The following is a 13029-nucleotide window of genomic DNA, read 5'->3' as shown; positions in this document are numbered from 1 at the left end:
TGCATGTGCGCGGGCTGATGCTGGACGGCAAACGCAAGCCGACGCGGCCGATGGCTGAGCGCCTGGCCTCGGCTCGCCCCACAACGACCGCCAAATGCCGCCGGGAAACCGGGCCAGCCGGATGGTAATCATCCTGTGACCTGTCCGTACTCAGCTCGGACGCGCTGATCATTACGGTTCCATCGTGCCGATGAACGACAATATGCCCGCGGGTCACGACCGCCGAGACGACGACAAGTGGAACGTGGTCCTCAGCGACGACTTCGCTCGGGGTGCCGCTCTGAAGGAAGCCTCTGCCCCCGCGCGGAAGCGGGTGTGGCCGTGGGTTGCCGCGTCAGCGGTACTGGCGGCGGCAGCGGCTTTCCTCTTGCTGAGGCCCGCGAGCTCCTCGTCCGACGAAGCTGCCGCACCTGAGTCGACAGCTTCCGCCCCCGCGCCCGGGGTCTCTCCGATGACCACTGCCGCAGCGCGGCCGGTGATCCCGCTGACCGAGGCGTTCCCGGCTCGAGTGGGAGACAGTACCGGCGCTTTCACCAAGCTGGGTACGGCCATGATGAAGTCCTGCACCGAGCCCGATTCGGTCGGACCGAACCTGGCCGCCATGATCGCCGAAAGCAAGGGCTGCGTCGGCGAGGAGATCGCGCTCTACAAGGACGCGCAAAACAACCAGTTCAACCTGGCCGTCTTCACGATGAAGGATCCACAGGACACGGTGAAGCTGGTGACCCAGCTGACCATGGCCTTCGATGACTACGAGGTGGCCGCGCAAGCCCCACCGCCCGGATCGGGCCTGCGCACCCTGCCGGCCGACAGCGGGATGGTGCAGTCCTTCACGGGGCAGGGCCGGGCCATGGTAGTCGGGCTGGCCCAGTGGTCGGACGGCCGGGCGAGCGACTATCAGCAGCTCGTCGACCGCCTGGAGCCGCTGCTCAAGAAGGTTTCGAAGAACGTCGCTCGCTACGAGAGCGCGCATTGACTCTGAGCTCCACGCCACTTGGTCGAGCAATGCTCGCCCGGCCAGGCTGCACGGGCGGATCTGCCTCCGGTCACCTCATCCGGCTCTGGTTCCGCATGCCCACATCCCGGAAGGGACTTCATGAGCCGGACCAAACACGTTCGCGAGGTCAGGAGCGCACCGTAATTCGAGTTGTGTGCCGGAGGAGTGCGCCTGACCGTCAAGCACCAGCCCTGCCGTTTGCTCACGGCCGTCATCGGCGCCGGGTCATCGGCCTGGGACGCATGGTTCATTCGCTGACCAGCCACGAGGCTGGTCGGGCTGCAAGGGCGAATCACCGGCTGCGTGGTGGGTGATTCCTGGCGTCCAGGTGAAACGCACACCGACGACCTGGAAGGTGACCGGTTCGACCCGGTCCCGGCCAGCACCGCCCTGCAGAGCATGCACCCCCGCCGATGATCCTCGACGGGGGTGCTTGCATGCCGGCCGCACCAACTCGCTGATCTGCCCGCCGCATCATCAGGTCACTCCCCGTCAGGGCGCGACCCGAAAAGCGGAAGCTCTTGCGACTCGGTGCTGCATACGTGCCACGAGGGCCGCTCCGGAATGAACCGGCTGGAGAGTCCCTGCAAGCGTCGCCGCATGGTTGCACCGGGCTCACCCCTCGTATGGGGTAGCGGCTGCCTACTGCCGAACCACCAGCGGATGAGGACGCCCGAGCCTGTCGTGTCGGCTTGTGCTGCGGAGCTCACCACCTCATGGGCGAAGACCGCGGGGAGGCAGTGTGCGGATCAGAGCGAGCCGCCCGGCCGGAGGGCCGCGGCGATGTGGTTGACCCGGCGCCCCAGGTACCGCGCCGCTTCGAGGCGGGCCTCGTCGGGCAGATCGGCACCGTTGTTGGAGGCGTGCGAGGGGCCGTAAGGGTTGCCACCGGCCTGGAACAGCAGCGGGTCGGTGTAACCGGTCGAGACGATGAGGCCACCCCAGTGATAGAAGGTGTTGTTCAGCGCCAGGATGGTGCTCTCCTGACCGCCGTGCACGTTGGCGGCCGAAGCGAACGACGAGTACACCTTGTTCGCCAGCTTGCCCTGGGCCCACAGGGGACCGGTGAGGTCGAGGAACTGCTTCAGCTGCGCGGCAGGCAGGCCGAAGCGGGTCGGCGAGCCGAAGACCACTGCGTCCGCCCACTCCAGGTCGTCGAGGGTCGCCTCGGGGATCTGCTGCGAGTCACGGTGGTTCTGGGCCCAGGTCGGGTTGCTGTTGATGGCTGCTTCCGGCGCCAGCTCGGCAACCCTGCGCAGCCGGACCTCGGCGCCATCCTTGGCTGCCCCTTCGGCGACTGCCTCGGCAAGCTTCCGCACGGATCCGGTGGCCGAGTAGTAGATGACCGCGACGCGGGCGGCTTCACTCATGTCAGTACTCCCAATGAGGTTGTGGAGATAGGAGTTGCGCGATCGACCTGGGACTTCGACAGGCCCGGGCATCTACGGGCGTCGGCCGGTCAGGGCCAGGTCGTTTTACATTCAACAATAAAGTTGAACAGAAAACAAGTTTCTGGAGCTTCGGGGACGGCCGCGATCAAGGACCCACACCAGCGACCGGCGACTTCAGGACGGGGGATCTTCACTGGGGGCGGGCCGATCAAGAAAGAGCACGTCAGAAGTGGTCTGAGAGAGTCGCGGCGCCTACGTCCGGTAGACCACGCAGGCGGATACCACTCATTGAGCGGAGCCTGCCGGCCGGGGCAACGAACATCACATTGACCCGGCTCGCCCCTCCCCGGAGGGTTGGCTGCATGCACCATGGATCCTCAGGATCAGCACCGCCCTGGATACCCGACGGCCTCCGGTCCGCGAAGGAGTCGCCGTGCAGGGGGTGTTGAGCGGATTCGCGGTCATCGCGGTCGTCATCGCCGTCGGTTATGTCCTCGGCCGCGGCGGGCATCTCGGCGAGTACGGCCAGGAGGTGCTGACCAAGCTGGCCTTCCACGTGGCGTCCCCCGCCCTGCTGTTCACCACGCTCGCCCACGCCGACCTGTCTGTGATCTTCTCCAGCCGGCTGCTGGTGACGGCGATGAGCACGGCCGCGGCGGCAGGCGCCTTCGTCGCGGTCGGTGTTGTGCGCCACTGGGGCGTGGGCAACACCACCATCGGCGCCCTGTGCTCCAGTTACGTCAACTCCGGCAACCTCGGCATCCCCATCGCCGTGTACGTCCTGGGCGACGCGTCCCTGGTGGCCCCGGTGCTGCTCTTCCAGGTCGTCATGGTGACCCCCATCGCCCTGACGATCCTCGACCTCTCCGGCATGGGCGAGAAGGGCCCGTGGTGGCGGCGCCTCCTGACGCCGTTGCGCAATCCGATCGCGGTGGGCTCGCTGAGCGGTGTCCTGGTCTCGGCGACCGGCCTCCACGTCCCCGGTCCGGTCATGGACCCCATCACCCTCATCGGCAACATGTCGGTCCCGGCGGTCCTGCTCGCCTTCGGCATCTCCCTGCGCGGCAGCGCCCTGCCCGGCCGCGGCCGGGACCGCCACCCTGTGTTCCTCGCCGTGGCCCTGAAGGCGGCGGGCCAGCCGGTCGCCGCCTGGGCTCTGGCGAGCACCGTCTTCGGGTTGCACGGAGCGCCACTGCTCGACGTCACGGTGACCTCGGCACTGCCGGCCGCGCAGAACCTCTACACGTACGCCGGCACGTACGGGGTGGGCGAGGCGCTCGCCAGGGAGGCGATTCTGCTGTCCACGGTGCTTTCGGTGCCGGTGTTGGTGGTGGTCGCGACTCTGCTGGGTTGACAGCAGTGTCGGTCGCTCCGGATCCCGCTCGAAGACGTATCTCGCACGAGGCGGGTGCACGACGACCCGTCGCATCGCGTCGGCGACGCGCCGCCACCCTCAGGCCATGTGCTCGATCGGGTGAGCCGCATCAGCAGCACTGCAAGGGCGATGGCCGCCGCGAACGAGCGACAGACCGGCACTTGCCGGGGATCGTGGCAGGCGCCCACCGAAACAGCCTCTTCAGCGATATTCGCAACGGCACGCCGGGGAGCATGAGCAGGCACGCGAAGCCGATCCGTACGTCCTGCCCGCCACCCGCGACGAACTGGACATGCGGGACGAACGTCGCCGACGTACGGTCGAGCCTGTGGAGAGTGGCACCGTACGGCGGACACCGACACAGGGCTCGGATCCGTGGGCGCGGGTGTTCGCTGTTGTGTACGACCCGCTCCTGTGGTTGGGCGAGAGGGTCACCCTGGGCGCGCTTCGACAGGATCTGCTCGGCCGTGCGAGGGGGCGCACGGTGGAGCTCGGCAGCGGCACCGGCCTGAATCTGCGCTACTACCCTGGCGACCTCGACGAGCTGATCCTCACCGAACCCGGGGCCGCGATGCGTGCTCGACTGACGCGGCGGTTGCGTCGCAGTCGGCGTCGGGCGCGTGTGCTCGACGTGCCGGCGGAGCGGCTGCCGTTCGCGGACGACACGGTGGACACGGTCGTCTCGACGCTCGTGTTGTGCACCGTCGAGTCACCCGATCTGGCGGTGCGAGAGATCGAGCGTGTGTTGCGCCCCGGTGGTCGGCTGCTGTTCCTCGAGCACGTCCGTTCTCGGTCCCCGCGACTCGCCTCTTGGCAAGACCGCCTCGCGGTCCCGTGGCGTCGGTTCGCGGATGGCTGCCACTGCAACCGAGCCAACGATGAGCTGATCCGGACGTGCGGGCTGGAGCTCGAAAACCTGATGCAGGCGTCGTGGCGCGGGATGCCCCCGATTGTTCGGCCGCTGATCACGGGCGTGGCTACGAAGAGCGCCGGCTGAGAATCAGTTGCCGGCCTGCGGCGGACATCGTGCGGCGAGCGACAGACCGCTTGCGCCGCTCGAGTTGACGAAGGAGCAGCTCAGATGTGGGTGACGCAAGCCGCACGGCGAACTGTCTGCTGAACAGCGCCTTTCCGCGTGGGCTCCGGCCGAACCCGCCCGAAAACTCGGCTCCATGTGTAAGCCGTTGCTATACGGTCGGTCCTCAGCAGGATTTCCGAGAACATCAAGCATCAGCGCGAGCAGGCGGACTCTGTGTCTGGGGCAGGACCATGTGCCATGGCCGTGCGCCGGCGCACTTGATCCATTTGTGACCCCATAGGCGCCCTTCTAAGCTGAACTGAGCATCTCATGTCTCAGCTCAACGGAGGCTTCGGTGTCGCTCATCCAAGTCAAGGCCACTGAAGGCGTTTATGGTGAACGTCAAAAGCAAGGAGCAATCGCCAAACTTACCGACGCCCTTGCGGAGACAGTGGGAGAGCGTATCCGGAGCGTCGTTGTCGTGACATTCAGGGAAGTGCAAAGTGGAGCCTGGGGAATTGCCGGCAAACCGGTGACCACGGAAGGCGTCCAGGCATTGTCAAAGGGTTGACGCCGTCCGGTCCCGGGTTTCCTCGTGGGCTCGCACCGCGCGACGGCCTCCGCATCCGGGGGGCCAGGAGGGTGAGAGTCGGGTGACGGAGAACGAGAGCGAACAGCCTCCGACGCCCGTGGTCGGCCTGGCTGCCCAATTGGAGCAGATCGCGGACCAACTCGTCCTGCTCGCCCGTGTGCAGGAGCGGCTGCACGGTTTGTTCGAAGCAGCCCTCAGCCGCGACGTGGATCTGCAGGCCGTGTTGCGCAAGATCGTGATGACCGCCATGGATCTCGTCGGCGCGCGGTACGGCGCGATGGGGGTACTGGACACGGACCGAGGGGAAAACGGCGGCCTGGCCGAGTTCATTGCGGTCGGCCTGAGCAAGCAGCAACTCGCGGACATCCAGGGACTCTCTTTTCCCGAGGGGCGCGGGTTGCTGGGGCATCTGATCCACGATCCCGTGCCGCTGCGTGTGGACGACATCTCGGAGCACCCGGACTCGGTCGGCTTTCCTCCCGGCCACCCGGAGATGCACTCCCTGCTCGGAGTGCCGATTCACATCCGTGGTGAGATCTACGGAGACCTGTATGTCGCCGATCGCTTCGACGGATCCCCCTTCAGCGTCCGAGACCAAACCATGATCGTCGCCCTTGCGGGCGCGGCCGGTCTGGCCATCGACGACGCTCGCCTGTTTCGGCAACTCAGGCTTCGCGCCGAGGAGTTCCAGCGACTGCTGGTACCGCGCCTGCCGGACCTGTACCCCTTCGAGGCTGCGGCCGTCTACCGTCCCGCCCCTACGCCGAGCCTTCTCGGCGGTGACTGGTACGACGCTCTCCTGGTGTCCGAAGACACCTGCGCAGCGGTCATCGGCGACGTTCTCGGCCATGACATCCACGCAGCCGCCGCGATGTCGCAGACACGGCATATGCTCCGGGCGTTCCTGTACGACAGCGACTCGCCTCCCAGCAGCATCCTGGCCCGACTTGATCGAGCCCTTCAGGCGATCACGGACACCCCTGTCACGACCGCTTGCCTGGCCCGGCTGGAGCCGGAAGCGCCCGCCATCTGGACACTGCGGTGGAGTTCGGCCGGTCACTGTCCGCCCATGCTCATCACCCCCGATGGGCAAGCTCGATATCTTTCCGTCGACTCGGACCTGCCCCTTGGCGTCGACATCACGGTGCCACGCCGTGACCACACCCACCCCGTACCGGCCGGCTCTACCGTGGTCCTCTTCACCGACGGGCTGATCGAGTGCCCCCGGCAACCCATCGACGTCGGCTTGGAACGCCTGCTCGCTCTCGCTGCGGAGCACGCGGAGCGGCCACTGCGCGCGTTCGTGCAGGCCTTGACCGAGGGGCATCCCAGCGGCGATGGACGCGACGACCTCGCCGTCCTCGCCCTGCGACCTCCGCAGGCATCTCCGGCTCCCAACTCAGCGACAGCACAGCGTTGAAGGCCGGTGACAGTCACCGACGAACGGCGGTCGTTGCTGTACAGCAGAGGCATACGGCCCATGCCTTGCGGCAGACGTGCGTGTCCAACCGCGTGACAACGCCGACGCACAGCGGCCGACAACCGCGGGCGTCGGCGGACCGTCGCAGCAGGTCGGGGACGGAAGGAGGGCGAGCCACGGGCCCGCCCCCTCACCGCTGTCAGGCGGACGGGTTGACGACCACCTTGGCCGAGTTGTTCTTGCTGTTCGGGTCGAAGGCGAAGGACGTGCCGTAGTAGGGCCGGGCGACGACGCGGCCCGTCGCATCGGGGACGACGCGGTCGATGCGCAGCTGGAACGGGAAGCTGACCTTCAGGTCCGGCTTGGCCCACATCGGCAGTGTGCACGCGTAGTGGCCGATGGCCGGGTCATCGCCGGACGTCCAGGCGTTGCGGCAGGTGTCGGGCACGGACGTGGCAGTGGTGCCCTCCGGGAGGTAGAAGTCGATCACGGCGGCCGGGTCGCCGGAGCTGACGTTGCCGACCCAGGCCGGACCGCGGTTGACGAAGCGGAAGGCGGCGGTGACGGTGTCGCCGGCCGCGCCGCTCACCTCGGTGCCGCGCACGGCGAAGTCGGCGGTGTTGTCGGTGTCGATGTGCCAGGAGCGGCCGTTGTCCGAGCCGTCGAGGTCGGTGGCGTCGCCGCCGGGCTGGACCTCGTAGTCGAACCGGTCGTACAGCGCGTGGTCGGTGACGGCGAGCCGCAGCGGCTCCGGCAGCTCAACGGTCGCGCCGGGCGCGACGTCGGTGTCGAAGGAGCAGGTCGCGTACGTCATGGGTGTGTACTCACCGCCGTCGTCCGGCCCGGTGTAGGTGCACTGCGGGTAGCGGGTGACGACGTCGAGGCCGTACGTCGCCCACATCCTCACGCTGAAGCCATGGGCGGTCTCGTTGCCGGTGTTGGTGACGGAGAACGGCACGGTGAGGCTGGTGCCGGGCGCGACGTCGGTGACATCCTGCGGGGCGCTGATGCCGAGGTCCGGGCCGGAGCCGACGGTGACGAAGGTCTCCGCGGAGCCCTCCGGGGCCACGAGCGTGCCGTCGGGTCCGCCGGTGGCCTCGGCGGAGTACTCGATCGCACCCTGCGCTCCCACGGGGGCGCCGGCGGTGGCCCGCACCTTCAGCTGCACCTGCGCGCTGTAGCGGGTCGGCACGTCGCCGGTGTCGCACACGGCGACGGTGCCGGCGTCGTTCGGCGTGCAGTTGTCGGGCCAGGCCACCTCGGCGACCCCGGCGAGCCCGGAGATGTCGACGGTCAGGCGACCGTCGGTCACGGTGAAGTTGTCGTTGTCGTGGTAAAGACCGAGCGCCAGCGACCGGTACTGCGCCGCACCGCCGTCCGGAGCGACGATGATCGACTGCTCGTACGGCGCCTGGATCCACAGCTGATCGCTCTGCGGCTGGTCGTCGGCGAAGACGACCCCGCTCCCCAGACCGGCTACGACCAACGCCCCCACGGCTCCGGCACAGGCCCCGCGACGCAGCACACGCCCGACGGAGACAGAACTCATGACATCCCCCAGATGGGACAGAAGAGACCCCGGCACAGTGATCAGTACCGGACACGAATTGGACGACGCGCCGAGACGGAAGGTTGCAGGGGTCGGGCGGGAGGAAGCTTGGGCCTCGCCCACCTGGGGCTCAGCGGTGACCACACCATGTGCCCCCTGGAGAACCCCACGGCCAACTCGGCCAGGGTCGACGCCGGCCGGAGTCCGGTTCCACCGATCCAGGCACCGATCGTCACGGGCCCGTATCGTCCCGCCGGGCCGGATCTCCGAACAGGACGGAGTGGCCGACGCGCGATGCACTGCGCCGTCGGCCATCCGCCCCCCTCGCCCGTCACTCCCCGTCGTCCGTGCTCGTCACCGAACGGGTCAGACCGGCCTGCGGAGGTTCGGCCGACTGCGACCGGATGTGCAGGACATCGCCGATGAACAGGTCATAGACGAGAACTCCGATCACACCTCCGACGAGAGGCCCGACGATGGGAATCCAGAAGTAGTCGCTGAAGGAGCCGGACAAGGTGCCGGGGAGAGCGAGCTCCTGCCAACCCGCCACCCAGGTGAACAGGCGCGGCCCGAAGTCCCTTGCAGGGTTGACGGCATAGCCGGCGTTCGCGCCGTACGACATGCCGACGGCGGCGACCACGAGGCCGATCACCAGGGGGCCGAGGTTGGCCTTCACCGCCGTGTTCCGCAGGTCGACGACCGCCACGATGAACATGACCAGAAACGCGGTGCCGACGATCTGGTCCACCAGCGGCCCCCAGACGCCTCCGTGGAAGTACGGCGCCGGGAACGTTCCGAAGATCGAGAAGGTCGCGAGGGTGTGTCCGTCGGTCTTCGGCCCTTCCATGGCACTGTCGAAGGCGTGGATCGCGTCGTGGTAGACGCCGTACACCAGTGCAGCCCCGGCGAACGCGCCGACCAGCTGCGCGAACATGTAGGGCACGACCTTGGGCCAGGGGAACCGGCGACGCACCGCGAAGGCCAGCGTGACCGCCGGATTGATGTGTGCGCCGCTGACGCCTCCGGCCACATAGACGCCGAAGGTCACAGCCATGGCCCAGCCCCATGTGATCAGCAGCCAGTCACCGGCGCCGACGAAGATGGTGGTGGGTCCCGCCGTACGCCCCGATCCCGGCAGCGCGGCTACGGCCACGGCCCCTACTCCGCACCCGAAGGAGATGAGGACGAACGTCCCCAGGAATTCTGCGAGGCACTCGCCGAGCAGACCCCCTCGGCGCCTGAGCCGGGAGGGTCGGATCAGCGGCGGAATTTCCACAGCCATGATGGCCCCCTCAGGGACGGGTCCGGCCGGTGACGGCTCCTCCGGCCGCCGAGCGCCCCCCGCCGCTACGGACTGCCTCGCTCCCTTGCCGGGGCATGGCTCGTCCGGACTTGGTGGGACGAATGATGTGCGAGTGGACATTCCGCACCGGCTGTAACGGGGCACGGGCGGCTCACGCACTCCCGCGAGCCCCTGCGGCCGCCGCCTTCCTCCGGCCCTGGGCGGCGATGTGCGACCGATTTCGAACGCACGCTCCCATCCGTGATCACGGTCGAGGCACACACACGAGTATGACGCATGGGCTGCTGCCTCGCTCATCACCGATCAGCGCCTTCCACGGGACGGCGCACAAGTGGGTCGGGCGGTTCCCTCCTGCCACGCGCCCCGCAGCCAAAGGCCCGGCCGACGACGCCGTCACACGCTCGGCCCGCGGGGACCACCACCGAGTGCGGCCGCCGCAGGCACCCTCCTTGTCAAGCGCTTCAGGCCGCCGGTGCGGGGTCCGTCTCGATGAGCAGGTCGAGGAGTGTGGCGCGGGTACGGGCCACACGGGAGCGGACCGTGCCGACGGGGCAGCCGCTCAGTACAGCGGCCTCCGCCCGGGACAGGCGTCGGCGTCGGCGCAGCGGGCGGCAAGCGCCCAAGCGGTGATCGAGTCGTCGCTCGATCGCATGGCACGGCTTTCCTCACGGAAAGCGTGACACAGCACGAGTGATCACCTGGTGTCCTTCCGGACTGGGCGCGCCGCCCCTCGAGACTGTGCGTCGCATCCCGAACCGGTGTGGAACCAACACCATCGCCAGGGCAGTCTTTCTCACCGTGGCAGGCGTTCCGCAACAGAACGGGTCGGGTGACCCCGTCGCGCACATGGTGGTCTGCGGCGACGACGGGCTCGCGCACCGGTTGGCCGCCGAGTTGCGCGGTGTGTACGCCGAACAGGTGACGCTCGTCGTTTCGCCCTCCGAACGAGTCGCCCGTCAGCCGGTCGTGGGGCGCGCCCGGGCTTCGGGGCTGCTCGACCGGGTCTCGGCCGCCGTCACACGCGCGGCGGGAACCGGCAACGGTCATGGAAGCGGTATGGTCGCCCGCGCTACCGCCATGGGCGGCCGTACGACGGAAACCCCGGGCTCCATAAGGCTGTTGGAGGCCGTCGAGGTCTCCGAGGCCGTCCTGGCCGAGGCCGGAGTGGACCGGGCCGCGGCTCTGGCGCTCGTCTACGACGACGACGAGACCAACATCCGGGCCGCGCTCACCGCCCGCCGTATCAACCCGCGTCTGCGGCTCGTGCTGCGGCTGTACAACCGGCGGCTGGGGCAGCACATCGAGGCGCTGCTCGACCAGGCCGCGGCGCTGGCCTCGGGCGGACCGGGCGGCGAGGAGGAGTTCGACGCGTCCACGACCGTCCTGTCCGACGCCGACACGGCCGCGCCCGCGCTGGCCGCGACTGCGGTCGCCGGCACCACCAAGGTCGTACAGACCGACGGGCTGATGCTGCGGGCCGTCGAGCGCCCACCACCCGGGCCCGGGCAGGTCGCCGACCCCGGGCTCTGCACGCTGGCCCTGCTGTCCGCGACGACCAACGATCCTGCGGGAGCGGACGGTTCGGAGGAAAGCGGCGAGCAGGGACCCCGGCTCCTGCCCGACGAAAGGGCCGTCGCGGAGGCCACGGGGCGTGGCACCGTCGTCCTGGAGACCGTCTCGTACACGGGTCCCTCCCTGTCCACCGGGCGCGGCCCCGTGCCACTCGGCTCGCTGCTGTCGCGGCGGCTGCGCTGGTCGTTCGCCGGGCTCGTGGGCTGCGTCGTCGCGCTCGCGGTCACGTCGATGGCCGTCACCGGCGAACCCCCGCTGCGCGCCACGTACTTGACGCTCCTCGACCTCTTCGCCATCAACAACCCGGCCATCGGTCAGCCCACCGGACGGCAGATCCTGCAACTGCTGTCCGGGCTGGTGGGATTGCTGCTGCTGCCCGTGCTGCTGGCGGCCGTGCTGGAGGCGCTCGGCACCTTCCGCAACGGGTCCGCGCTGCGCAAGCCGCCGCGCGGGTTGTCGGGGCACGTGGTGCTGCTCGGCCTCGGGAAGATCGGCACACGGGTCATGATCCGGCTGCGCGAGCTGAAGATCCCCGTGGTGTGCGTCGAGGGCGATCCCGACGCACGCGGGCTGGCCACGGCGCGCAGGCTGCGGGTACCCGTCGTGCTCGGTGATGTGACGCAGGAAGGCGTCCTCGAAGCCGCCAAGATCCAGCGGGCGCACGCACTGCTCGCGCTGACCAGCGCCGACACCACGAACCTCGAGGCGGTCCTGTACGCCCGCTCCGTACGGCCCGATCTGCGGGTCGTCCTGCGCCTGTACGACGACGACTTCGCGACCGCTGTCTACCGCACGCTGCGGGCCGCTCACCCGCACGCCCTGACCCGCAGCCGCAGCGTGTCGCACCTGGCCGCGCCCGCATTCGCCGGAGCCATGCTGGGGCGGCAGATCCTGGGCGCGATCCCGGTCGAGCGACGGGTACTGCTGTTCGCCACAGTGGGCGTGGCGGGACATCCGCAGTTGGAGGGACGGACGGTCGCCGAGGCGTTCCGGGCGGGGGCGTGGCGTGTGCTCGCCCGGGACGCCTCGGCGCCCGGCGAGCGCGACCGCCCGCCCGGCCCGGAGACGGACACCCAGGCCCGCACCCCAGGACTGGTCTGGGACCTGTCGCCCACCTACGTCCTGCGCCCCGAGGACCGGGTGGTCCTGGCGGCGACGCGGCGTGGCCTGGCCGAACTCCTGGGCCGCAGGCGCCGCGAGACGACCGGAGGATAGGGGACGCCCGGAGCTTCGGGGACGGCTCACGCACGGGTGTGCGAGCCCTCCTCTGATCTGCAGGACGGCGAAGAGGCCCCCCGGACTGCACGGAGCCGTCAGTAGCGCTCGACCAGGTGGTCGCGACCCGCCGGCGGCTCGTAGGGCTCGGGCCAGAAGTCCGTCACCGTCGCTATGTGTCCCTCCTGGTCGGCCGTGAAGAACGTGAGGGCGTGCATCGCCTCCAGGCCCACCGTGAAGTGGAGCCAGGTGGCGGCCTGTTCGCGCTCGACGACAATGCGCTCGACGCGCAGGTGCCAGTCGCCCGGGTACTCGCGGTTGAAACGGACGTACCTTTCCCGCCCACGGATGCGTTCGCGCGTCTGCGGCAGGGTGTAGACGACGTCGTCGGCCAGGGTGTCCGCGAACGCGTCCCAGTCACGGGCCTCCGCCGCGGCCCAGAAACTCTCCACGGTCTTACGCAGATCGGTCATCGAAGTCATGTCGCGAGTGTGCATCCCGCCACTGACAATCGACCCTGCCTCGTGCGCGGGGCAGACATGGACGATCAAGGCGCCGGTCAGGTCGTCCACCGCCGTGTCCCTGCACTGCACCCCG

Annotated in this window: 10 protein-coding genes and 1 pseudogene; 6 read left to right on the top strand and 5 right to left on the bottom strand. The window is 68.9% G+C overall.

The annotated features are described in order from the left end of the window. Positions 1-184: 184 nt before the first annotated feature. Complete coding sequence (locus VXC91_RS11945; protein ID WP_329507101.1) at positions 185-976, top strand: hypothetical protein; 792 nt, start codon at positions 185-187, stop codon at positions 974-976. A gap of 770 nt (positions 977-1746) precedes the next feature. Here the strand turns inward: VXC91_RS11945 and wrbA are convergent. Further along, complete coding sequence (wrbA, locus tag VXC91_RS11940; RefSeq protein ID WP_329507100.1) at positions 1747-2367, bottom strand: NAD(P)H:quinone oxidoreductase; 621 nt, start codon at positions 2365-2367, stop codon at positions 1747-1749. Between the two features lie 454 nt (positions 2368-2821). Between wrbA and VXC91_RS11935 the strand changes: the two genes are divergently transcribed. The 4 genes from VXC91_RS11935 (at position 2822) to VXC91_RS11920 (ending at position 6793) form a co-directional block, all read left to right on the top strand. Further along, positions 2822-3742: an AEC family transporter gene (locus VXC91_RS11935; protein WP_329507099.1), complete on the top strand. Its 921-nt coding sequence runs from the start codon at positions 2822-2824 to the stop codon at positions 3740-3742. Positions 3743-4055: 313 nt separating this feature from the next. Beyond that, a complete protein-coding gene (locus VXC91_RS11930) occupies positions 4056-4760 on the top strand; it encodes a class I SAM-dependent methyltransferase (RefSeq protein ID WP_329507098.1) in 705 nt (234 codons plus the stop codon). Positions 4761-5136: 376 nt separating this feature from the next. Further along, a complete protein-coding gene (locus VXC91_RS11925) occupies positions 5137-5352 on the top strand; it encodes a tautomerase family protein (protein ID WP_329507097.1) in 216 nt (71 codons plus the stop codon). An 82-nt stretch (positions 5353-5434) separates the two neighbouring features. Beyond that, entirely contained in the window at positions 5435-6793 is a 1359-nt protein-coding gene (locus VXC91_RS11920; protein WP_329507096.1) for a PP2C family protein-serine/threonine phosphatase, read from the top strand. Between the two features lie 199 nt (positions 6794-6992). On the opposite strand, the gene VXC91_RS11915 is transcribed toward VXC91_RS11920, so the two are convergent. The 3 genes and pseudogenes from VXC91_RS11915 to VXC91_RS11905 all read right to left on the bottom strand — a co-directional run. Further along, positions 6993-8342 (bottom strand): COG1361 family protein, encoded by a 1350-nt coding sequence (locus VXC91_RS11915; protein ID WP_329507095.1) that lies wholly within the window; start codon positions 8340-8342, stop codon positions 6993-6995. Between the two features lie 331 nt (positions 8343-8673). Next, complete coding sequence (locus VXC91_RS11910) at positions 8674-9624, bottom strand: MIP/aquaporin family protein (RefSeq protein WP_329507094.1); 951 nt, start codon at positions 9622-9624, stop codon at positions 8674-8676. Positions 9625-10106: 482 nt separating this feature from the next. Beyond that, positions 10107-10232 (bottom strand): annotated as a pseudogene (locus tag VXC91_RS11905) (sigma-70 family RNA polymerase sigma factor); the annotation flags it as partial. Positions 10233-10491: 259 nt separating this feature from the next. On the opposite strand from VXC91_RS11905, the gene VXC91_RS11900 reads away from it, so the two are divergent. Further along, positions 10492-12432, top strand: a complete 1941-nt coding sequence (locus tag VXC91_RS11900; RefSeq protein ID WP_329507107.1) for an NAD-binding protein — start codon at positions 10492-10494, stop codon at positions 12430-12432. A 98-nt stretch (positions 12433-12530) separates the two neighbouring features. Here the strand turns inward: VXC91_RS11900 and VXC91_RS11895 are convergent, their stop codons facing one another. Continuing rightward, complete coding sequence (locus tag VXC91_RS11895) at positions 12531-12905, bottom strand: nuclear transport factor 2 family protein (RefSeq protein ID WP_329507106.1); 375 nt, start codon at positions 12903-12905, stop codon at positions 12531-12533. Positions 12906-13029 lie beyond the last annotated feature (124 nt).

The sequence above is a fragment of the Streptomyces chiangmaiensis genome, assembly GCF_036281785.1.
GTDB lineage: Bacteria > Actinomycetota > Actinomycetes > Streptomycetales > Streptomycetaceae > Streptomyces > Streptomyces chiangmaiensis.
The sequence above is the reverse complement of the archived record's forward strand: the minus strand, read 5'-3'. Positions and strand labels throughout refer to the sequence as shown.